Raw genomic sequence first — 23386 nt, 5'->3', positions numbered from 1 at the left:
CATGTTGAGTGTTTTTTCGAAAAGGCAGGAGGTTTCAGTTCTGCTGAAAATCTGGTTCCTGTTCTTTGTATATTCGATGATAGTAGCCCTGCTGGTTCAGTTGGTTGTTTTGCCCTATCTGTTTCCAGCCTGGCATTCGGGCAACGGACTTCTGGTTGGAGGAGATTGGCTAACTTTTCATCGTATCGCTGCTGATCTTGCACAAAGAATTCTGATTCACGGATGGTCCGAGTGGGAACTGAGGCCTGATGGACAAGCTCCTGCTGGAATTGCGGCGATTGTCTATGCCTTAACAATACCCGAACCGTGGACATTGGTTCCGATTCATGCAGCGCTGCATGCAACAGCCGGAGTAGTTCTGTTACGTATTGTCAAGGTTTTTGTGTCTGTCGATCGTTATGCTTTATGGTGCGTTCTTCCATTCGTGATGTATCCGTCCGCAGCTACCTGGTATACGCAAATCCACAAGGATGGATATTCCATATTAGGATGCTTTTTGTTTGTTTATGGATGGATACGGTTGGCGCAGATGAAAGACCGATGGAATTTCTGGTTCGTTTTACGAGTTGTACTATGGATAATGACCGGAAGTTTCTTGGTTTGGGTTGTCCGCCCATATGGAACACAAATGCTGCAGGGTACGGCGGTATTATTAAGCATTTTTCTGACATTCATCTTTTTTCTTAGGGCGATCCAGACAGACTGGCCATGGGAGCGGGCGGTATCCGGAATCTTGTTGATGTGGAGTCTGGTGATTGGAATCTCCCCGCTGGCGCAAACCGGTATTGTGAAACAGGTACCGGTTGCAGAAGATAAGAAAGTACCGGTTGCAGAAGATAAGAAAGTGCCGGTTGCAGAAGATATGCAAAAAAAGACCGTACCAGACAATCATTGGCAAGCGACGGGGTGGATGCCTAGTGCTCTGGAAAGCAAAGTGTATTCCCTTGCAGTAACAAGGGAGGATTTTCTTAGAGGGTACCCGTCTGCGGCCAGCAATATAGATATGGAAATCAGTTTTCACAGCGTAAAAGACATGATCTTGTATCTTCCGAGAGCTATTCAAATCGGCTTTTTGGCTCCGTTTCCAAGTCAATGGTTTGAGGGAGGGAGCTTGGAATCTAATACGATGATGCGGCGATTGTCGATGTTCGAAATGATAGGCATTTACATTTCGCTAATGGCATTTCCAATTGCAATCGCTCGTTGGGGACGACGTACAGAATTTTGGATTGTCCTTATATTTAGCTGCGTTATGATCCTGATATACAGTTATACGATTCCAAATGTAGGTACTTTGTACAGAATGCGATATGGATTTCTAATGTTGATTGCAGCCGTCGGATTCGCTGGGCTGTTGTCTTTTATCAAAAATGAATACCAGTATTTGAACCGGGAGTGATGGGCATGAACCGAAAAATTGCGGTTGTAGGGCTTGGATATGTAGGCTTGCCGGTAGCTGTAGCCTTTGGAGAGAGGGTTCCGGTTGTCGGATTTGATATTAATTCAAAACGAATTGCAACATTGCAGCAAAACATTGATTATACGGGTGAAGTGAAATCAGAAGAACTGGAAAGGGCGAAAATCGAGTTCACGAATGATGAAGCTCGCTTGAGAGAATGTGACTTTATTATTATTGCGGTTCCTACTCCGATTGATCATGCAAAGCAGCCTGATCTGACTCCTCTGATAAAAGCGTCAGAAACGGTAGGTAGAAATCTGCAGCCAGGAACGATTGTTGTCTATGAGTCTACCGTGTATCCGGGAACTACCGAAGAAGTATGTATTCCCGTGCTTGAACAGCATTCCGGTTTGCGAGCCAGTCAAGACTTTTTTGTTGGGTATTCCCCGGAGAGAATCAATCCTGGTGACAAACAACATACTTTCAAAACAATCGTTAAAGTGGTTTCCGGTCAGACTGAAGATACGTTGAATGTCATTGCGGATGTGTATGGTATGGTTGTAGAGGCGGGTGTCTACCGGGCATCCTCGATCAGGGTGGCAGAAGCGGCGAAAGTAATTGAGAATACCCAGAGGGATTTGAATATTGCCCTCATGAATGAACTCGCAATTATCTTTGATCGTCTAGAGATAGACACAACCGAAGTTCTTGCTGCTGCTGGAACCAAGTGGAACTTTCTACGGTTTACGCCCGGGCTTGTCGGAGGTCATTGTATTGGTGTAGATCCATACTATTTAACGTATAAGGCAGAGAGTATTGGTTACCATCCTCAAGTAATATTGGCGGGGCGCAGGATTAATGATGGGATGGGGAAATTTATTGCAACATCTTTAGTTAAGCAGATGATACTCAAAGGAATTCCGATTCAAGGTTCTCGTGTGACCATTCTGGGACTCACCTTTAAAGAAAACGTGCCGGATATACGCAATTCTAAAGTGATTGATATCATCCGCGAATTATGGGAATTTGGAGTAGAAGTTCAGGTTACGGACCCCCTGGCAGATGCGAAGGAAGTACATGCAGAATACGGATTGGACCTAATTGAGGTAAATGAGCTCCTGGCGGCCGATGCAGTGATTTTAGCAGTGTCTCACAAGAATTATATCGACATGGGATGGAAAGGTATAACCGCCTTATTAAAGAACGAACAGGGGATTGTAGCGGATGTGAAAAGTGTGTTAGATGTGAACACTATCCCTGACAAAGTGACTCTGTGGAGACTGTAGAGGGTGAAATGTTGTGATTTTAATAACAGGGTGGACAGGTAATACGGGAAGTTTTGTGCTGAAGAAGATACGTGAGAAGTTCCCGCATAAAGAGATAATAGGGATCTCCCGGTCTCATAACGGTCAGAAGAATGAAGGGATATTGGTAGAAATAGCGGATCTTTCCAAAGAAGATCAGGTGAGAGCGGTTTTTGAGAAATACCGTTTTGAAACCATCATTCATATTGCAAATATTCGATACTCTTCACTATTGATGCAATTGGCAAATACCTATCGTGTTCCCCATATCATTATGGTGCATACTACAGGCATCTATTCGAAATATCAAGCGTACAGTTCCCTGTATAAGGAAATTGAAGAATCCATTCTTAAGAAATCGTATGAAAACACCACATTCACGATTCTCCGTCCTACTATGATTTATGGGAACAGTCGGGATCATAATATGCATAAACTGATTCGTTTCCTGGCACGATCACCTGTTTTCCCTGTTTTTGGGGATGGATCGGCAGTCATGCAACCGGTTCATGTGGAAGACTTGGCTGCTGCGATTGTTGCTTGTGTAAATAATGAAAAGGCAAAAAACAAGGATTATGATCTTTCCGGGGGAACTGTTGTAACATATAAAGAAATCTTACAGATGATTATCGGATTATTACAGAAAAAAGTTATTTTTTTTCATGTTCCCTTAAAATTGGCCATAGGGCTGGCTTCTATTTATGGTAAACTGTCAAAGAAACCATTGATTTCTGTGGAACAGATAGAAAGGTTGCAAGAAGACAAATCCTATCCATTTGATAAAGCGGCGGCCGATCTTAATTACCATCCGCGCTCTTTCTTTGAAGGCATTAAACAAGAGATAAGCGAACTCAAAAAAGAAGGGCTAATATAGATGAAGATACTTCAGGTAACTGCGGTTGATTTTACATTAAAAAAGTTTTTGTTACCACTGGTTGACGCTCTTCAGAACGAAGGGCATACGGTTGATACTGCTTGTAATTGCGGAGAAATTGGCACTGAATTGAAGCGGAAAGGCTATACTTTACACCATATTCCCTTTGCAAGAAATCTTAATCTGGTCAGCCATGTTTTGAATGTCTGGAGATTAATTAAACTGATAAAAAGAGAAAAGTATCATTGCATTCATACACATACGCCTGTTGCCAGTATTATTGCACGTTTAGCCGGTAAAATTGCTAGAGTACCGGTTATCGTGTATACGGCTCATGGATTTTATTTTCATGAGAACATGAACCCCATAGCTTATAATATTGCCTATTATCTTGAGAAAATATGGGGGAAGTATTTCACTGACTACCTTTTCTTTCAGAGTAGAGAAGATTATCAATTAGCGTTTGTGAATCGGTTTAATCTTCCTGATCGGTTAATTCATATAGGGAATGGTGTTTCGGCAGAATTATTCAATCCTTCTTTGTATGATAGGGATGTCCTCCGGAAAAATATGGGATTTGTAGAGGACGATATAGTATTGATTTTCGTAGGGAGACAGGTGAGAGAAAAAGGGATTGAAGAGTTGATTGACGCATATAAGATTGTGAAGGAAAAACACGACAGCATCAAGTTAATGGTTGTTGGAGGCAGTGTTGAAGGGGATCGAGATGGTCTTGACGTTTCCTGCTTGTTGAACCGGTTGCCTGAAAAGGTTAGGCGTGATGTATATTTATTGGGATTACGAAACGATATACCGCAATTGTTAAGTATGGCTGATGTGTTTTTGCTCCCTTCATATCGTGAAGGTCTTCCAAGGTCAATCATTGAAGCGATGGCTATGGGAAAACCTATCATTGCAACCGATATTAGAGGATGCAGAGAAGAAATAATTCCGGAATTTAATGGATATTTGTGTCAGGCCAAAGATAGCGATGATTTGGCCCGGAAAATATTAAAGCTACTTGAAGCACCTGATGCTGTCAAGCGTTTTGGCCAAAACTCAAGAGAACTTTTTCTTGAGGAATTCGATGAAAAGAATGTTTTGGAAAAACAGTTGATGGTTTTCCGGAACATAGATGGAGAGATGAAGAGTGTACAATTATCTAAAGCGTACAATTGATTTTTCGTTGGCCATTGTATCATTGGTACTGCTTTCTCCACTCTTTCTTATGATAAGCATTTTAATAAAGATTGAGTCCAAGGGACCCATTTTCTTTACTCAAAAACGAGCCGGTCAAGACGGTAGATTATTTACAATTTATAAGTTTCGAAGCATGAGAATTGATACACCTAACGTTGCTACTGATAAACTTGGCGATCCTTCTGAATATGTAACGCGGGTTGGACGTTTCATCCGCAAAACCAGTTTGGATGAACTTCCTCAATTGATTAATATCTTGCGTGGGGATATGTCCTTCGTTGGTCCTCGCCCTGCATTGTTCAATCAATATGAATTGATTGAAGAAAGACAACGGCAAGGCATTCACCGAATTAAGCCGGGGTTGACAGGGTATGCCCAGATTATGGGGCGGGACTACATCTGTGATGAACAAAAAGTGGCATATGACAGGTTTTATCTGGAACACATGTCCCTTTCTTTGGATTTCAAGATACTATTCTTAACTTTTTTCAAGGTTATGAATGCAGAAAACGTCAAGGGATGACAATCATCAAAGGGTGGGATCGTCTTGGGGGCTCGCCAGCGGTTTCTATTGCTTGGTTTGGTAGACACCATAATTATTGCATGCGCTATCACTCTAGCGTATTTATTACGTTTTGATTTCCAAATTCGAATGCCGTATTTCAAATTGGTTCCATATGTGATACTCATGCATGTAGGTATTCTGCTCCCCGCGTTTTACAAGGCAAAATTGTATCGGAGAGTGTGGCAGTATGCCAGCGTTGGGGAACTCATCTCAATTGTAAAAGCAGTAACTGTTTCAGAGCTGCTTTTTTATGCGATTCATCTTACCCTGCAGATGATTGAACCAACTTTGGTTGTTCCACGCTCCGTATATATTTTGTCTTGGGCATTTATTGTCTTGGGGGTGGGTGGGTCACGGTTTGCCTGGAGGATGTTTCGCGACAGCTATTTAAAAATTCAGCCCCACCACAAACGAACGATGATCATAGGTGCGGGGGATGCGGGGGCCATGATAGCCAAAGAGTTGAAGCATTCTCCGGATACAGATTGCTATCCGGTTGTGTTTATTGATGACGATCCTTCAAAAAAATTGCTGGAAGTTATGGGATTGCCCATTGTTGGCTCGCGACATGACATACCCGAAGTGGTAAAAAGATTCAAGATCCAGGAGATCATCATTGCTTTACCCTCTGCATCCCGGAGTGAGATTGCCGATGTTCTCAATATTTGCAAGAAAACCAGGGCCAATATAAAAATTCTTCCAAGGGTTGCGGACCTGGTAAACGGCAAAGTGTCCTTAAAAATGATCCGTGATGTCAAAATCGAAGACCTGTTAGGGCGCGAACCTGTAAGGGTGGATCTCAATCATATTGTTAATTATGTGAAAGATAAAGTAGTTATGGTGACTGGAGCCGGGGGATCCATCGGATCTGAGCTGTGTCGCCAGATTGCGTCATTTTCACCTGAAAAGTTGCTATTGCTGGGCCATGGTGAAAACAGTATCTACGATATTGAATTGGAATTATTGAGGAACTATCCAGATATTAAGCTTGAACCGATAATCGCAGATATTCAAGACCGACACCGCATTGAGAGTATCTTCGCCCGGTACAAACCAGCCGTTGTCTTTCATGCAGCCGCTCATAAGCATGTACCGCTTATGGAGCGAAACCCCTCGGAAGCGATAAAAAACAATGTTTTGGGCACAAAAAATGTTGCGGAATGTGCCCACATTTATGGTGCGTCGCATTTTGTTCTGATTTCTACTGATAAGGCAGTAAATCCGACCAGTGTGATGGGGACGACAAAGCGGATTGCCGAAATGATTGTTCAAAGTTTGGATAAGGAAAGCAATACAAAATTTGTGGCTGTTCGATTTGGAAATGTCTTGGGGAGCAGGGGGAGTGTAATTCCTGTCTTCAAACAGCAAATTGAACATGGAGGTCCAGTCACCGTTACACATCCTGATATGGTTCGATACTTTATGACCATACCTGAAGCTGTTCAGTTGGTAATTCAGGCAGGTGCACTGGCAAAAGGGGGCGAAATCTTTATCTTGGATATGGGTGAGCCTGTAAAGATTGATGATTTGGCTCGTGATTTAATACGTTTGTCAGGTCTGGAACCTGACGAAGACATCAAAATCATATATACAGGCATCCGCCCTGGTGAAAAACTTTTTGAAGAGATTTTGGCTGATGAAGAGGGAACGGAAGCTACCCGACATGACAGGATCTTTGTGGGGAAACCTCTTGATTTTTCCAGGGACGAATTGTTCTTCATGTTGCGGATGCTTGAACAAACCATATCGAAGGAAACGATTGAATCGGCAAATCAAATCCGACAGATTTTGCGCCAAATAGTTCCCACCTATCAATGGAAACCGGAAAAAACAGGTTCAGCCGTGGGAACTTCCAAATTGGAAGCCATGGCTGCATCCAGAGAATTTGCCGCTGGCACAGAAAAATGATATTCATGAAGAAGCGGAAAGCAGCGGTTATCCTTGTCCTGTCAATTATTCTGGCGGCCACTTTTTTTAGAGATTCCTGGTTGCCCGCTCTGGCGGAACATTTGGCAATTCAAGAGAATGCGACTCCAAGTGATGTGATCATAGTGCTTGGGGGAGAACGCAAGGGTGAACGAACGGAAAGAGCAGTCAAACTTTATAAAGAAGGCTATGCACCTCAGTTGCTGTTTTCTGATGGCACAGACCTTTCGTGGCGAATTCGTTCCGTTAATGAGATGACTGCCTTGGCCAAACAGCTGGGAGTTCCCGAGGCTTCCATCTATATTGAAGACCGGTCACGAAGTACTTATGAAAATGCTTTGTTTACAAAACAAATTCTATTGGACAAGGGTTGGAAGTCCGCAATTATAGTTACTACCAACTGGCACTCTCGTAGAACGAAAATGGTATTTGAAAAAGTGTTTGAAGGGTCAGGAGTTCAGTTGAGTTATGCGGCTGCTGCGGACAAAGTACACAATAGTCTGGACAAATGGTGGAAGGATCCGGAGAAACAACAGACGGTCTTGACTGAATGGGCCAAATTAATTGTATATTGGATAAAGTATTTAATGTAGGAAATTGTCGTCTTCCGGCGAATTCTAGTAGACTAGAAGAATTTGCCGGGGGAGGACTTTTTTTCTATGCGGCGGAGAGGGAACAGGCGGTCTGAACGGAAGATTCCGTTTGTCATACTCGCATTGAGTACTATTTTGGCATCTACTGGGGTGCCTTTCGGGGCAGCGACTGCGTATGGGGCTGAGGGTAAGCAAGTAAATACCGTGCAGCAGGGTGTAATAAACGACATTGTCAATTTGCGGCAGGGGCCGGGAACCACTTTTTCGATACTTACGACACTGCCGCCGGGCACAGTAGTCGAACTGCTGCAGAAGAATCAAGACAATTGGTGGCAAGTACGGGTGAATGGGCAGACGGGCTGGGTTTTCGGAGAATATGTCGTTCCGAAGACTCCCGCTGATCAAACGGTATTGCGGATCGAACAGCATCCGAAAGATCCGAATTTCTATGAAGTGAAAGACGGAAAGCTGTATCATGTTTTGGGGACTCCCGAGAAACGGTCGGCCTCTTTCCTAGTGGGCACTGCGCCTTCTTTCCTGAGAACAGGTGCTGTGTATGTGCGGGATGCGAACTATCAATTCTATCGTCGGGACCCGGACGGGGACAAGAAGGTGGGCACCCATGTGCCTGCTTACGTGACGTTGGATCTGCGCTACCAGGCTCCCATTTCGGCAGCTGACATCGACCGGTTCATCAGCTCCAGTCGCCCCAATAGTCCCTTGGTTGGGAAAGGCCAGATTTTTCTCAATGCCCAGAAACAATACGGGGTGAATGCCCTCTATCTGGCGTCTCATGCGATTCATGAAAGTGACTTTGGCTTGTCGCAGATTGCACGGGACAAGAACAATCTGTTCGGCTATATGGCGTACGATTCTGACCCTTATGGCTCCTCGGCTTATTTCAAGACGATGGAGGACTCGATCCTGTACGAGGCTTATTTTGTCGCCACCCAATATTTGAGCCCTTCCGGCAAGTGGTACCAGAAAGCTTCCACGCTGGACGGCATGAACGTGTACTATGCAACCGACCCCTACTGGGCGGAAAAAATCGCCGGCATCATGGAGCGAATCCGTCCCTACAATGCGAAGGACTATGCCAATTCGCGACCCTTGCCGATTGTGGCTGCGAAACCGGCGGGGCCTGTGCAGGAACCGATTGATACGACTTTGGCGCAAGCATTTCCGGCGGGTACCTTTGCTGTAACGTCGGAAGAGGTGAACTTCCGTGCTCTTCCGTCGACCTCGGCGCAAAAGTATGGGATGCTGCCGGGCGGCCAGAAAGTGACTGTACTCGGCAAGAGCAAGAAGAACTGGTACCAGGTGAAGGTGAATGACCAAATTGGATGGGTGTTTGGGGATTATATCACGGGGATCGCTGTTGCGAATCCGGTACAAGATCCCTCGGGGGTCTTGGGCAGCAGATCCGGTTTGCCCGGCAGTTCCAATGTGATTACCGTATGGTTGGACGGGGAACTGTTGAGCTTTGACCAACCGCCGATCAAGACGAATGATCGGGTACTGGTGCCGCTGCGAGTGATTTTCGAGAAGTTGGGAAGCAAAGTGGAGTGGGAAGGCAGCACGCAAACGGTCACTGCTGTCAAAGGCAAAACCATCGTTACGCTGCAGGTCGGTTCGAAAGTGGCCAAGAAGGATGGTAAGTCGATACCGCTGGATGTGGAGCCAATTACTCTAAACGACCGCACGCTAGTCCCCGTGCGGTTTGTGAGTGAAGCGTTGGGGGCGAAGGTGGAGTGGGATGGCGCTGCCAATAGGGTGAATATATTTACAAAGTAGGAACAAAAATTCTCGGTGGAAGAGATCCTCGTCGGTAGCTGTAGAGTTTACAGGTGCTGGCGGGGGTTTTTCAATTCCTAAGATAATAGTGGGCAGTACCCTGATTTGGAGAATTTTTCTCGAAAACTGTTTATTTTTTTTCGTAAATGTATAATATAGAACTATATAATGAGAAATTTTCGGAGGTGTACTATGCTGGTACAGTTTAGCGTTGGCAACTTTTTGTCATTTAAAGAAGTTGTTACATTAAGCATGGTAGCTTCATCAATCAGAGAACATCGAGACACTAACGTGTTTGAAGTGCATAAAGATCTAAGATTGTTGAAGAGTTGCGTTGTTTATGGTGCAAATGCGAGTGGTAAAAGCAATCTTTTTAAAGCAATGAGTTTCATGCGCAAATTCATTAGAAACTCATCCAAAGAAGGTCAATTTGGTGAAGAAATTGAAGGTGTGGAAAGCTTTCGTTTAAGTACGGAAACATATGATAAACCGAGTCATTTTGAGATTGTATTCTTTCATGAGAACGTCTTATACAGATATGGGTTTGAGGTTGATTATCAAGAAGTCAAGAATGAATGGCTATTTTATATGCCAAAAAGCACAGAAATTGAGCTTTTTACACGTGCTGGAGAAGAGTTTAAGATCTCGAAGGGATTCAAGGAAGGCCACGGCTTGGAAGACAGAACAAGAAATAATGCCCTCTTTCTGTCTGTGGTTGCTAATTTTAAAGGGAAAATCTCTACAAAAATCCTTGAATGGTTTGGAACATTTAACATTATTTCCGGTCTTGAAGATAATTATTTTGATTACACTAGACGAAAACTCAAAGATGAAGATTTCAAAAAACTATTTATTAACCTCATGCACTCCGCTAATTTAGGAATTGACGATATCGAAACTGATGATGAAGATGATGTTCCCAAATTTGTTTTGGAGGATGTGCTTAAAAAGTTTGCCCCAATTGCTAATAGTCCGGAATTGGCGGTTAGGATCAGGAATTTAACCCTTAACACTCTACACAAAAAATATGATCATGACAAAAATATCGTTGGCTATGAAAAATTTCAGTTGTTCGAGCATGAATCCGAGGGAACCAAAAAGTTATTTTCTTTGTTTGGTCCGATTATTGATTCTCTAAATAACGGTAAAATTCTTGTTGTTGATGAATTGGATGCCAAGCTGCACCCATTGTTAACTAGGTTCATTATTCAGTTGTTCCATTCAAACGACCATAATCCGAAGAATGCACAGTTAATCTTTAATTCCCATGACACAAACTTGTTAAGCAGACTTTACTTTAGAAGAGATCAGATCTGGTTTACCGAGAAAGATGATTATGGAGCAACTGATTTGTATTCTCTTGTAGATTACAATGTCAGAAATGATGCATCTTATGAGAAGGATTATTTGTTGGGTAAATACGGGTCGATTCCCTACATTGGACACTTCCATTTTTATGATGAAGCCAAGGAGGATGTCCATAATGGGGAGTGACGATTTATTCAAGAAAAGAAAGACTAGGAAAGACTACCGAAGAAGAGTGGCGCAAAGAGGAAACGATAGAGATCTTATTTTGATTGTTTGTGAAGGAACACAATCAGAACCGCTTTACTTTCAAGGTTTTCGACTAACAAATGTTGATGTGGTGGGAATCGGCGGAGATCCGTTAACTGTAGTGGAAAGGGCCAAAGTAGAAAGAAATAAGGCTAAAAAAGAGGGAAAAGTATACGATCAAGTGTGGTGTGTATTTGATCGAGATAATTTTCCAAAACAAAGATTTAATGCTGCATTGCAAAAAGCTGACAGTTATGGTTTTAAAGTCGCTTATTCGAATGAAGCTTTTGAATTGTGGTACGTTCTTCATTTTGAATTCCTGAACAGTGGGATAACACGGGAGGATTACAAGGATAAATTGTCTGCACGCCTTGGTTTTAAATATCAAAAGAATGACCCCAAGATCTATGAATATCTTTTGGTTAAAGGCAATCAAGAAACGGCCATTCGAAATGCTGACAGGCTATTGGGTCTGTATCCATCCTTTAATCCTGAAGCGAATAAACCTTCAACCACTGTACACCACTTGGTTCAGGTGCTGAAACAATGGAAAAAAAGTTGATTCAACAACAAGCCGGATCTTGCAACAAGACCCACTTTAAGTTGACTCAAGTTTGACACAGCCGTACGGGACGAAACCTCCCGGAAAGTGATCCTGGAGAAGCAATGTGATAACCGTATGGCTGGACGGGGAACCGTTGAGCTTCGACCAGCCTCCGATCAAGACGAAGGATCGGGTTCTGGTGCCGCTACGAGTGATTTTCGAGAAGTTGGGAAGTAAGGTGGAGTGGGAAGGCAGCACGCAGACGGTTACGGCTGTCAAAGGCAAAACCACCGTTACACTGCAGGTCGGGTCGAAAGTGGCCAGGAAGGATGGTAAGTCGATACCGCTGGATGTGGAACCAATTACCCTAAACGACCGCACGCTAGTCCCCGTGCGGTTTGTGAGTGAAGCGTTGGGGGCGAAGGTGGAATGGGATGGCGCAGCCAATAGGGTGGATATATTTACAAAGTAGGAACAAAAATTCTTGGTGGAAGAGATCCTCGCCGGTAGCTGTGGAGTTTACAGGGGCTGGCGGGGTTTTTCAGAGGATTTCGCTTCATTACAAAAAGGTGTTCGAGGGACGTTTCTGTGGTATGCTGAAAAGTAAAGAAAGTATGATTTTGAAAGAAAGGTGGAGTCGTATATGGAAGTATCACGTATTAGTTCAAAGGGGCAGGTTACGATCCCTAAGTCGATTAGAGAACGGTTGAAGCTTGACGCAGGGGATAAGGTTGCATTTATTGAAGAGAACGGCAAAATTATCATCACAAAATCAAGTACTATTGCTTTAAGAGAGTTTTTTGAGTCCGTTGCTAAAGAGGCTGAAGCCAAAGGAATAACTGGAGAGGATCTGCTAAATGATTTAGAAAAAGTCCGGGAGGAAATGTGGAATGAGCGGTACAAAAAATAATGCGATGAGGGTATTTGTCGACTCAAACGTACTCATATCCGCTATTCAAACAGACAAGACGCTATCGTTAAAGCTATTGCTCACCCTTTCAGAAGAACATAGGCTGATCATATGTAGTCATTCAATAACGGAAGTATCAAAGGTTTTGAGTATGCGGTTTCCAAATAAAATGGCAGAGTGGGACCGGTTATTATCTCGGCTTGAGTTTGAATTAGCGTATACCCCGTCAGACTTGTCCGCATTCAAAGCCCCTTATATCCGTGATGATAAGGATATTCCCATCCTGGTGTCAGCCGTTATTGCCCAGCCCGACATTCTCATTTCCGGAGATCAGGACTTTCACACAAAAGAAATTCGTGAATATTTTGCGGTATATACACCGGCTGAATTTTTGAGGTATTTTGGATACATAAAATAAGCAAGCTAGTAACCCGTTATTTGTTTTGTTCATTCCACATTTCCTCCCGAACTTTCTTCAACTCCTCTAACAAATCTTCTTCAGTGATTCCTTTTTCCTTTGCCTCTTTACTTAAAGCATCCTGCAGATTTCGCAACGCAACTAAGCTGGCTTTGGTTATGACCACCTTGCCATTCTCTTCAATGAAGGCAACGCGATCCCCTTCGTTTAACTCAAGCCTGTCACGAATCGATTTGGGAATTGTAACTTGCCCCTTGGAACTGATTCTTGATACTTCCATGATCGTATCCCCCTTTTCTTTACATTCTTACTTTCTTTACTTTTCAGTATACCACAGGTGGCTGTTAAAAACGCAAGTGTCGTCCACAATGTATAGCCCGTTCTTAGACGCTTTTATAGTTTTTTTCTGGTTGAAATAGACGAGAATAGCGGCCAAAAAAGAAAGAGAAGAAAGAGAAAAAACAGAGAACAAGTTGTGGCGAAGTTAATCCTAAACTATAGCACCCATTTGCATTTAAAAATAATTTGTAAGCATGTTGGGCAAATAGTCTTGGCCTCCCCTGTAGTAAACGAAATCAAAGAGCTTGCTGAAAGCGATTGTGTTGAATTGGGGAGTAAAATTATAGAGCCGGATAGCGTAATAATCCTAAGTATATTACAGATGAGATTGTAAAAAGGGCTTTTCAAAGATTAGGACTCTGACAACCTACTCCAACAAACCTTCTTCAGTTATCCCTTTTTCCTTTACCTCTTTACTTGAAGCATTCTGCAGATCCTGCAATGCAATCAGGTTGGCTTTGGTCATTTCTTACTATTCAGTATACCGCAAGATACTGTCAAAAAAATTGAAAGTGCCGCCTGGATCCCCTATTGTGGTGCACTCCGGTCAAATTGGGGAAAAATAGGTCTGATTGACAGTCTTATAATTGATTTTTCGATGGATACCCAATCAATAGAACTGATTTCCAGTTCTATTCGGGGAGATCTCGGGGTGGGTACCCCTAATCTGGTATATAGGACGGAAAAACAGTCCTATTTTGAGAAGTTCCTCTGAAATCGGCAAAATAAGACTGGAAAACAGTCTTACTGTTACCGTCACCTTTATGCCGCCTTTTCGTTCGCATTTGGGGCAGGGGGCAGCTCTCGGTTTCGGGAGCCGATTTTAAGCCGAATCCGCAACCCAGTCAGTACCCGCAACCCAGTCAGTACCCGCAACCCAGTTCATACCCACAACGTTGTTTAACAAAACGAGAAATCTTGAAGGCCCCCATCCACCTCGCAACGTCTAATCCATTGGCATGGTTCGCCGACCACCTCACGCCAAATTTTTTCCAACGCCTCATAATCAACAACTGTGTGCTGGGGGTAGAGGACTCCTCGCTCCTCTGGATTAAATATGTATAATAAACAAAAGGACGGTGACCGGAAATGAAATTTATTACTGCCGATAGGGTTGAATGGTCCAGAGCAGGATTGATTGAGCTGGCCAGGATGTATGCTGATCCCTTGGAACTATTTCAATTGACATGTTGATAATGAACCAAAAGTATCATATGCTTGAAGAAAGTAAATTTGGTTTTGGGAAAGAGGCGATATCTTATGAAAAAGGTCGCTGGCTTTCTTGTCTTTTTGGCAGCGGGCATCTTAGTATATGGCTCCCTCGGTGCGACCGGAGTCCTGCCGGAATCGAATTGGGACCCCGTTGCTTTCTTGCTGGGTGTTTGTGGATTGGCAGCCACGATAGCCGGAATAGGTTTTGCACTTTACGGTTATTACAATATAAACCACGCTGAAAAAATTATAGAACAAAAGCTTCGGGTGAAGCTCGAAGAGTTTAAACAAGAGGCCCATGAAGAAAGTATTAAAATGCAAGAGGCGTTACAAAAACTAATAACCGGTTATAACATGGAATTCAACGTCAAAAATATTGACGCTGCGATTAGTTTGTATGAGCAAGCTGTTCAAACGTATCCAAAAGTTTATAATGGATTCACCGCTCTTGCCTATGCTTACTGGAACCATAAAAATGACCTTGTGTTAGCGAAAGAGTACTTCGATCTGGCTTTACAATATAGCCCAAACTCTTATCAGGCTTTGTTTGACTTGGCACGCTTCTCGGCTTCGAACGGCGAACTCCTTTCCGCCTATAACTATCTGAAACGGGCTTTAGACATTAACCCTGATTCCTATAGAGATATTGAACCCGATCCTGCATTCCATCCTGTTCGCAACCATTATCCATGAAATTGACCATGACAAAGTTATTGGTGAAGTGCTAAAAATCAAAAGAAACAAGTTTGATGAAAACCAAATAAGGAAAGCGATGGATGAGTTAACTCGTATCCCTTGGCTTTCTTTATGAAAAACAGGACGTGTAGCCGATTATGATGAACGACAGAACGCTTGTCCCCGTACGGTTTGTGAGTGAAGCGTTGGGGGCAAGGGTTTTTTCTTCCACATTTCCACCGGGTTTTTCTCCAACTACTCCAACAAATCTTATTCTGTTATCCCTTTTTCCTTTACCTCTTTACTTGAAGCATTCTGCAGATCCTGCAATGCAATCAGGTTGGCTTTGGTCATTTCTTACTATTCAGTATACCGCAAGATACTGTCAAAAAAATTGAAAGTGCCGCCTGGATCCCCTATTGTGGGGCATTCCGGTCAAATTGTGGCAATTTTTTTCGCGAGTAACTCTTCATAACATGCCTACTGAAAAAATAAGCCTGGTTCTCAGTCTTATAATTGAGTTTTCGATGGATACCCAATTAATAGGACTGAATTCCAGTTCTATTCGGGGGGATCTCGGGGTGGGTACCCCTAATCTGGTATATAGGACGGAAAAACAGCCCTATTTCCGGGAGTTTCTCTAAAATCGATAAAATAAGACTAGAAAACAGTCTATCTATTACTATCCTTTATTAGACCGCATTTCAGGCAGGGGGTAGAGGACTCTTCGTTCCTCTGGATAAAATATGTATAATAAACAAAAGGAGGGTGATCGGAAATGAAATTTATTACTGCTGAAGACCCTGATGTGGTTAGCCAAATAGAGGATAGTCGAGAAGATCGCAAAGTGGGTAGAACTTATTCTGGGGAAGCGGGATTGGAATTTTTACGCCAACAAATCCGTGAGTTTGAACTTGAACGTGAATCGAACCTATAGGTTTGAATGGTCCAGAGCAGGATTGATTGAGCTGGTCAGGAAAGACGGCCAAATCTATTGGTTAGGTGCGTATTCAATCTAACTTAAGCGCCATAATAACTAGAGACCGATCTTTTCTTCCTAAAAATTTAAAGTCATATTTTTTATAGAATTCAATTGTATTATCAAATGCCTCTACGGTTACGAAATTACATCCACTTACTTCCGATATCTCGTAAGCGCTTTTAATCGCTTCAAGCAGGAGATATTCGCCATATCGTTTACCTCTAAAACGACTGTCCACACCCAAGTAATGTATTTTTACTGCTGGAAGGTACTTAACCTCCGGGAGTGTCCATTGATGGTGTATAGCTTGTTCTCTTCTGATTTGTACTAAATCGTTATATAATGTAAAATACCCGACTAAATTTTGATGATCGTCAAAATAAAGTCGAGTAATGGCAGACTTCATGAGATGTAATTTAATGGCATGTTCTTTAAGAAAAAGCTCAACACTAAATTCATCTTCGCATTGGAAAGTGTCAATTAGGTTCTTGTGATCCTCACTAAGATATTCAAAAGCAAGCACTGGTTCTTACTTCCGCTCCTTAGCAGGTCTGTGATTTTTCAAAAGCTCTTTTAAATGCGAACGTTCAGGAGTTTGTGTTTTTCCGAATGCGTAATTAAGAAACTTTTGTTCTTGAGCTTCATCTTTAAATTCAACGATTGTAGGACGAATAGGCTTCACATGTGTTACCATGTATTTACGTCCTCCTTCCCCCTGCGTCATCATTCATCCCTCCTAGTCTTAGCATTGGTAAGAAAAACCTGCGCTATACTTAGTAAGGTTAGAACTGATAACGTCCCCCATTAATAAAATACATGTATTTTTTATAAACTACATGTTTTGTATTCTTTATACTATATGTTCGACAGAATTGTGTAAACACCTTTTTACGAAATACTGTTGAAAATTATGTAAACAAAACCCCGAACTAATCCGGATTTCTTCGACTCCTTCAACAAATCTTCGTATTGTTTAACAAAACGAGAAATTTTGAAGGCCCCCATCCATCTCGCAACGTCTAATCAATTGGCAAGGTTCACCAACCACCATCCGCCAAATTTTTCCCAACGCCTGAAACCTGACTCATAATCATCCGTATGATTCTATATGGTTATGAAGGATATGCCGATTGGCATATGCAGATCGACACTTGGAATCCTGTGGCACCGAGAGTACTCTAATTCTGTTGAATGGGGTGCGTGCGAAAGCAAACGTTTGTCCTTGGAAGGCGGGGAAGCAGTACCATGCAATAACCGGGCAGTGACATGCCTGGGGGAAAGTAGAGGGGAGAAACAGCACAATGGAGTTTTTGACCAGGTTTTCCTTGAAGAATACGGTCGCCGTTCTGATCATTACCTTTCTGATCGCGGCCGGTGGGATTGTGGCGGCCACCTCCTTGAAGGTGGAGAACATGCCTGACATATCCTTCCCGGTTGTGCTGGTGACGACTACATATCCGAACGCGTCTCCGGAAGACGTGCTGGAGGATGTGACCAAACCGCTGGAAAAGGCGGTATCCGGAATATCCGGATTGAAGACGCTCGAATCTTATTCGAATGACAACTACTCGGTTCTGGTGCTGAACCTGAACTCCGGAACGGATGTGGAAGAAGCGAGGGATGAGACCGAGCGGAAAGTGGCCGAGGTGAAGCTTCCTTCCGAAGCGGAGCGGCCCAAGGTGTCGACCGAATCTTTCGGCTCCGCGCCGATCTACTATCTGTCCGTCAGTTCCAAGAGCAAAAGCCTGTCGCCGGAAGCTCTCAACCAGTTGGTGAAAGACACCCTGATTGAAGAGATCGAAGGGCTGCCCGGTGTGGAGAAGGTCAAAGCCATCGGGGACCAGGTTCAGGAAGTTCATATTTACCCGAACCTGCAGGCGCTTGACCGGCACAACATTTCGCCGTCCCAGTTGAAGCAGCTGATTGAGTCGAACCACGTGGGAATCCCGGTGGGTTCGGCAAAAATGGACCAGGAGGACCGCGCAGTACGGCTGCTGAGCGAGTACACCAATCTTGAGCAGATCCGGCGTACGAAACTGTTCCTTCCGACCGGTCAAAATGGGGGCGGTCTCTCCTACGTGCAGCTGGGTGAACTTGCCGATGTGAAGATGGCGAGCGAATCGGAATTCCTCAGCCGTTTGAACGGGGACTCCGCCATCAGTTTGCGGATCTACAAGAAACGGGAAGCGAATGAAGTGGAGACCGGGAACGCCATCAATCAAAAAATCGCCGAGTTCAAGACTAGATACCCGGACCTGAAGTTGCAAACCGTGTACGACAGCTCGGTCGACATTAAAAATTCCATCAGCGGCATGTTGAAGGAAGGACTCCTGGGAGCGGTCATGGCGTCCGTCATGATTCTGTTCTTCCTGCGGAACCCGAAAGCGACCTTTGTTGTTCTTCTTTCCATTCCGTTGTCGATTCTCGTCAGCTTGATTTTTATGTCCCTCATGGGCATTACGCTGAACATCATGACCCTTGGCGGTCTGGCCATTGCGGTGGGCCGGGTGGTGGACGACTCGATTGTGGTGATCGAGAACATCTTCCGCCATCTGCAGTTGAAGCGGGAAGGCCGGGATCCGGAGCTGATCCGAGTGGCGTCCAAAGAAGTAACGAACGCTATCACCTCTTCCACTCTGACGACGGTTGCGGTGTTCGTTCCGATCGCTTTTGTCAGCGGGGTCTTGGGAGAAGTGTTCCGCCCCTTTGCGGTAACCGTCGTGTGCTCTTTGCTGGCATCCCTGATTGTAGCGGTGACAGTGGTTCCGCTGATGACCAAGTTGACGCTCTTGCGTTCCACCAACATTAAGGAACATGAACCGGGCAGGATTGCCCACATGTACCGAAACATCCTGACCTGGTCTCTGCAGCACAAGGGAAAGACCTTGATTCTGGCCGCCCTGCTCCTGTTCGGAAGCTTCGGTCTGGCGGCTACCCTGCACACTGCCCTTATGCCGGAGTCCGATCAGAAATACATTGTCGCCAACCTGACCATGTCAAAGGGAACTTCTTTGGAAGTGACCGACAAGATGGCGCAGCGAGTGGAAGCGATCTTTAAGCAGGAGCCGACGCTCGAATACCTGGAGTCCTACATCGGATCGAACTTTGAAGGGGCCGAGAGCCAGATCTCCAACCGGGCGTCGATGTTTATGAAGCTTCACAAGGATGCGGACATTAACGCCGTGGAAGCGAGATTCCGAAAGGAAACGGAAGCGATCATGCCGGCCGGCGCCAAGATCTCCATCAACCAGTTGACTGGCGGCGGGCCGCTGGAAGCCTATCAGATCGTGTTGAACGGTCCCGACAAGGCCAAGCTGCGCCAGGCAGCCGAAATGGTCCGGGCCAAACTGGAGCAGAATCCGCTCATGACCAACATCACCGACAACCTGTCCGACACGAAGTCGGAAATTGCGGTCCGGGTGGATCGTGACAAGGCAGCTGAGTACGGGTTGTCTCCGATCCAGGTGGCGGGTGATGTCAGGAGCCTGCTGGCCGACCTCGAACTTGGCAAGATGACCATTGACGGAACGGAATACGACCTGATTCTGGGGCTGCGCGAAGAAGATGTGGACTCCATTGAGAAAATCCGGGCTCTCATCATCAAGACCCCGACGGGTCAACAAGTGCGTCTGGGCGATATTGCGAAGGTTGTGCAGGAGGAAGCGCCGTCCCAGATCCGTCAGCGGGATGAGAAGCAATACGTGCTCGTATCGGCTGATATCACCAGCACCGACAAAGGCGGTGTGGGGGCAGCCGCTACCGCGGAAGTGAAAAAGCTGAAACTTCCGGATGGAGTGACCCTCTCGACAGCAGGTGTAACGGAAGAAATCCAGAAGAGTTTTATTGAAATGTTCTACGCGCTGGGCGCAGCGGTGTTCATGGTATACATCGTGATGATCATCAGCTTTGGCAACGCGATGGCGCCTCTCTCGATCCTGCTGTCCCTGCCGCTGGCCGCCATCGGCGGATTGTTCGGCCTCTTTGTCACCCAATCGACGCTTGACATCACCTCGATGATCGGCTTCCTGATGCTGATCGGGATTGTGGTTACCAACGCCATTGTGTTGATTGACCGTGTGCAGCAGCAGCGGGAAAACGGCCTCAGTACTCGGGAGGCGTTGATTGAAGCGGGGATTACCCGTCTGCGTCCGATCATCATGACGGCGGTTGCCACGATCGTGGCGCTGTTTCCGCTGGCGCTTGGCATGTCTGAGGGCGCCCTTATCTCCAAAGGTCTGGCCATCGTGGTGATCGGCGGTCTGATTACCTCCACCTTGTTGACGCTGGTGGTGGTGCCTGTTGGATACGAATTTTTCGATAAGGTCCGGACCCGTTTCTTCGACAGACGGGAGAGAAAGCTGGAGGCAAAGCGCCTCAAAAAGGCCCAAAAGACTGCGGTTGAAGGAGTGTAACAGGAGTCACAGCCTGCTGCCATCCCACTGTCGACAATTATGATCACTGTCAGCAATCTGACCCACTGCGGTGTTGCGGTGGATTCAATAGCACGAGTTCAAGAGAAGGAGTTTATTGAGATGAATCGGAAACTGGTAGTCATAGGAATGGTGAGTGCGCTGTCGCTGTCTGTCCTGGCGGGCTGTTCCGGCACCAATGACAAGGAAGCGATGGCAACGGTTGACCCGGGCGCCAATGCCGTAACTGTGAAAGTGGAAGATGTGAAAGAGGGAGAGGTCAACGAACCGATCCGTCTTCTGGCGGAAGTGTCCGCCAACACCAGCCTTGGGATTCTGCCCAAGGTGGGAGGCACCCTGCAGGAGATCTTTGTGAAGAAAGGCGATGCGGTGAAGAAGGGCCAGGTGCTGGCCCGGCTGGATCAAAAGGATTATGTGCTCGGCGTGAAAGCGGCGGAAGCGCAGCTGGGTGTGGCGAGGGCCAACCTGCAGTCGCTGAACGGGGATGAGACGGCGAAGCGCAGCCTGGAGATTGCGCAGGCGAACTATGACCGGGTGAAGGCGCTGTATAACAGCAAAGCCGTCTCCCAGTCGCAGCTGGAGCAGGCGGAGGCGCAGCTGCTGCAGGCGCAAAGCCAGTTCGCACTGGCGCAGGCCAACGTCCGCCAGGCGGAAGTGGGGCTTGAGAAAGCCAGTTCCTCGCTGGATGACACCAACATTCGCGCAACGGTTGACGGCATCATCACTGCCGTTCACTTTGAGGTTGGCGAGTCGGTCAGTCCGCAAAGCCCGGTTTTTAACCTGATCAATATCGACCCTGTGCTGGTAAAGCTGAATGTGGCGGAAACCCACCTGTCCAAGTTCAAGCAGGGCATGGAGGTCGAAGTGCAAACCCAAACCGGTCCGTACAAGGGGAAGGTCACCTTCATCAGCTTGGAAGCGGATGCCCAATCGAAAATGTACCCGGTGGAAATTGAAATTCCGAATGGCGAGGGCAAGCTGCTGCCCGGCATGAAGGCGGATGTGTTTGCAAAGGATGCGGAGAGCAAGAAAGGGCTCCTCGTCTCCACCGATGCCATCGTCGAGCAGGACGGCAAGAAGTTCGTCTATGTAATTGAAGGCGACAAAGCGGTCAAGCGCGAAGTCACAGTCGCAGAAGGCAACACCACCAAAGTGATCGTCCAGCAAGGACTCAACGCCGGCGACAAAGTCGTCGTTAAGGGTCAATCGAACCTGAAAGACGGGTCGACGATCAAGGTTGAGCAGTAATCACCCATCTTAGTAAAGCCTATTCACATAGCAGCGTTCATTCACAATAACGTGACCATACCATATAACGTGACCATACCATTAGTTATAGCACGTGGTATCTAATAGCTATTCCTGGTAGAATTGATTCGCAATAACGCCACTCACATGGGCAAAGCCTCTGGCAGAACAAGCGCCAGGGGCTTTTCTGTGATTTAGGGGCCATTCTCATGCATGTGCTGGCCGCCGGACGCTTCTGCACATTGTCCTGTACGGACGTAAAGTCAGCAGGTGGTTTGCATTAGCGGCACTGCGTGCCGTTAAGTCAGCAGGTGGTTCGCGATAGCGGCACTGCGTGCCGTTAAGTCAGCAGGTGGTTTGCATTAGCGGCACTGCGTGCCGTTAAGTCAGCAGGTGGTTCGCAATACCGGCACTGTGTGCCGTAAAGTCAGCAGGTGGTTCGCATTAGCGGCACTGTGTGCCGTTAAGTCAGCAGGTGGTTTGCATTAGCGGCACTGTGTGCCGTTAAGTCAGCGGGTGGTTTGCATTAGCGGCACTGTGTGCCGTTAAGTCAGCAGGTGGTTTGCATTAGCGGCACTGCGTGCCGTTAAGTCAGCAGGTGGTTCGCGATACCGGCACTGTGTGCCGTTAAGTCAGCGGGTGGTTCGCGATAGCGGCACTGCGTGCCGTTAAGTCAGCGGGTGGTTTGCATTAGCGGCACTGTGTGCCGTTAAGTCAGCAGGTGGTTCGCGATAGCGGCACTGTGTGCCGTTAAGTCAGCGGGTGGTTCGCGATAGCGGCACTGTGTGCCGTTAAGTCAGCGGGTGGTTCGCGATAGCGGCACTGCGTGCCGTTAAGTCAGCAGGTGGTTTGCATTAGCGGCACTGTGTGCCGTTAAGTCAGCGGGTGGTTTGCATTAGCGGCACTGTGTGCCGTTAAGTCAGCAGGTGGTTCGCGATAGCGGCACTGTGTGCCGTTAAGTCAGCAGGTGGTTTGCATTAGCGGCACTGTGTGCCGTTAAGTCAGCAGGTGGTTTGCAATACCGGCACTGCGTGCCGTTAAGTCAGCGGGTGGTTCGCGATAGTGGCACTGCGTGCCGTTAAGTCAGCAGGTGGTTTGCAATACCGGCACTCTGTGCCGTTAAGTCAGCAGGTGGTTTGCAATACTGGCACTGTGTGCCGTTAAGTCGGCAGGTGGTTTGCATTAGCGGCACTGCGTGCCGTTAAGTCAGCAGGTGGTTTGCAATACCGGCACTGCGTGCCGTTAAGTCAGCGGGTGGTTCGCGATAGCGGCACTGCGTGCCGTTAAGTCGGCAGGTGGTTTGCAATAGTGACACCATGTGCTTGCAATGGAGGGGCCCTTTTTTATATGTTTGGCCGCCGGACGCAGTTTGGGATCGGGATGTTCGCAGGAAACAAGATTTACATAATCTATCTTGGG

21 protein-coding genes are annotated in these 23386 nt (G+C 46.0%); 18 read left to right on the top strand and 3 right to left on the bottom strand.

What is annotated here, in order from left to right; translation table 11 throughout:
* The first annotated feature begins 1 nt into the window (after nucleotide 1).
* The 13 genes from EFBL_RS19910 to EFBL_RS19850 all read left to right on the top strand — a co-directional run bounded on the left by EFBL_RS19910 (nucleotide 2) and on the right by EFBL_RS19850 (nucleotide 13081).
* Entirely contained in the window at nucleotides 2-1399 is a 1398-nt protein-coding gene (locus EFBL_RS19910; RefSeq protein ID WP_096184459.1) for a hypothetical protein, read from the top strand.
* Nucleotides 1400-1404: 5 nt separating this feature from the next.
* Nucleotides 1405-2685, top strand: coding sequence for a nucleotide sugar dehydrogenase (locus EFBL_RS19905; protein WP_096184456.1), 1281 nt, complete (start codon nucleotides 1405-1407; stop codon nucleotides 2683-2685).
* Between the two features lie 13 nt (nucleotides 2686-2698).
* Nucleotides 2699-3577: an NAD-dependent epimerase/dehydratase family protein gene (locus EFBL_RS19900; RefSeq protein ID WP_096184454.1), complete on the top strand. Its 879-nt coding sequence runs from the start codon at nucleotides 2699-2701 to the stop codon at nucleotides 3575-3577.
* Nucleotides 3578-4756, top strand: a complete 1179-nt coding sequence (locus EFBL_RS19895) for a glycosyltransferase family 4 protein (protein WP_096184453.1) — start codon at nucleotides 3578-3580, stop codon at nucleotides 4754-4756.
* The gene (locus EFBL_RS19890) at nucleotides 4728-5300 is read left to right on the top strand and encodes a sugar transferase (RefSeq protein WP_096184452.1); all 573 of its coding nucleotides are present in this window, start codon (nucleotides 4728-4730) and stop codon (nucleotides 5298-5300) included. Before EFBL_RS19895 ends, EFBL_RS19890 begins: the two co-directional genes overlap by 29 nt.
* A 24-nt stretch (nucleotides 5301-5324) precedes the next feature.
* Complete coding sequence (locus EFBL_RS19885) at nucleotides 5325-7250, top strand: polysaccharide biosynthesis protein (protein ID WP_096184450.1); 1926 nt, start codon at nucleotides 5325-5327, stop codon at nucleotides 7248-7250.
* 5 nt (nucleotides 7251-7255) lie between these two features.
* On the top strand, nucleotides 7256-7861 hold the full coding sequence (locus EFBL_RS19880; RefSeq protein WP_096184521.1) for a YdcF family protein: 606 nt from the start codon (nucleotides 7256-7258) through the stop codon (nucleotides 7859-7861).
* A gap of 66 nt (nucleotides 7862-7927) precedes the next feature.
* Nucleotides 7928-9655, top strand: coding sequence for a stalk domain-containing protein (locus EFBL_RS19875; RefSeq protein WP_096184448.1), 1728 nt, complete (start codon nucleotides 7928-7930; stop codon nucleotides 9653-9655).
* A 192-nt stretch (nucleotides 9656-9847) separates the two neighbouring features.
* Nucleotides 9848-11149 carry an AAA family ATPase gene (locus EFBL_RS19870; RefSeq protein ID WP_096184446.1) on the top strand — a complete coding sequence of 434 codons (1302 nt, stop codon included), beginning with the start codon at nucleotides 9848-9850 and terminating at the stop codon, nucleotides 11147-11149.
* Entirely contained in the window at nucleotides 11139-11771 is a 633-nt protein-coding gene (locus EFBL_RS19865; RefSeq protein WP_096184444.1) for an RloB family protein, read from the top strand. The genes EFBL_RS19870 and EFBL_RS19865 overlap by 11 nt, the downstream gene beginning before the upstream one ends.
* 106 nt (nucleotides 11772-11877) lie before the next feature.
* Entirely contained in the window at nucleotides 11878-12225 is a 348-nt protein-coding gene (locus EFBL_RS19860; protein ID WP_096184442.1) for a copper amine oxidase N-terminal domain-containing protein, read from the top strand.
* A gap of 171 nt (nucleotides 12226-12396) precedes the next feature.
* Entirely contained in the window at nucleotides 12397-12663 is a 267-nt protein-coding gene (locus tag EFBL_RS19855) for an AbrB/MazE/SpoVT family DNA-binding domain-containing protein (protein WP_096184440.1), read from the top strand.
* Entirely contained in the window at nucleotides 12644-13081 is a 438-nt protein-coding gene (locus EFBL_RS19850; RefSeq protein ID WP_096184438.1) for a PIN domain-containing protein, read from the top strand. The genes EFBL_RS19855 and EFBL_RS19850 overlap by 20 nt, the downstream gene beginning before the upstream one ends.
* Before the next feature lie 16 nt (nucleotides 13082-13097).
* Here EFBL_RS19850 and EFBL_RS19845 read toward each other — a convergent pair whose 3' ends face one another.
* Nucleotides 13098-13361, bottom strand: a complete 264-nt coding sequence (locus tag EFBL_RS19845; RefSeq protein WP_096184436.1) for an AbrB/MazE/SpoVT family DNA-binding domain-containing protein — start codon at nucleotides 13359-13361, stop codon at nucleotides 13098-13100.
* Nucleotides 13362-14680: 1319 nt separating this feature from the next.
* On the opposite strand from EFBL_RS19845, the gene EFBL_RS19840 reads away from it, so the two are divergent.
* From EFBL_RS19840 to EFBL_RS20845, 3 genes are all read left to right on the top strand, one after another.
* Complete coding sequence (locus EFBL_RS19840) at nucleotides 14681-15325, top strand: tetratricopeptide repeat protein (protein WP_096184434.1); 645 nt, start codon at nucleotides 14681-14683, stop codon at nucleotides 15323-15325.
* Nucleotides 15326-15465: 140 nt separating this feature from the next.
* The gene (locus tag EFBL_RS22030; RefSeq protein WP_369690114.1) at nucleotides 15466-15705 is read left to right on the top strand and encodes a stalk domain-containing protein; all 240 of its coding nucleotides are present in this window, start codon (nucleotides 15466-15468) and stop codon (nucleotides 15703-15705) included.
* Nucleotides 15706-16085: 380 nt separating this feature from the next.
* A complete protein-coding gene (locus EFBL_RS20845) occupies nucleotides 16086-16244 on the top strand; it encodes a hypothetical protein (RefSeq protein WP_165912602.1) in 159 nt (52 codons plus the stop codon).
* Nucleotides 16245-16317: 73 nt separating this feature from the next.
* On the opposite strand, the gene EFBL_RS19835 is transcribed toward EFBL_RS20845, so the two are convergent.
* Nucleotides 16318-16812, bottom strand: a complete 495-nt coding sequence (locus EFBL_RS19835; protein WP_096184432.1) for a GNAT family N-acetyltransferase — start codon at nucleotides 16810-16812, stop codon at nucleotides 16318-16320.
* A gap of 6 nt (nucleotides 16813-16818) precedes the next feature.
* Nucleotides 16819-17016: a hypothetical protein gene (locus tag EFBL_RS19830; protein ID WP_165912603.1), complete on the bottom strand. Its 198-nt coding sequence runs from the start codon at nucleotides 17014-17016 to the stop codon at nucleotides 16819-16821.
* Nucleotides 17017-17590: 574 nt separating this feature from the next.
* Between EFBL_RS19830 and EFBL_RS19825 the strand changes: the two genes are divergently transcribed.
* Entirely contained in the window at nucleotides 17591-20701 is a 3111-nt protein-coding gene (locus EFBL_RS19825) for an efflux RND transporter permease subunit (RefSeq protein WP_096184428.1), read from the top strand.
* Between the two features lie 120 nt (nucleotides 20702-20821).
* Nucleotides 20822-21967, top strand: coding sequence for an efflux RND transporter periplasmic adaptor subunit (locus tag EFBL_RS19820; RefSeq protein WP_165912604.1), 1146 nt, complete (start codon nucleotides 20822-20824; stop codon nucleotides 21965-21967).
* Nucleotides 21968-23386: the final 1419 nt, after the last annotated feature.

This window comes from Effusibacillus lacus (genome assembly GCF_002335525.1).
Classification (GTDB): domain Bacteria; phylum Bacillota; class Bacilli; order Tumebacillales; family Effusibacillaceae; genus Effusibacillus; species Effusibacillus lacus.
The sequence above is the reverse complement of the archived record's forward strand: the minus strand, read 5'-3'. Positions and strand labels throughout refer to the sequence as shown.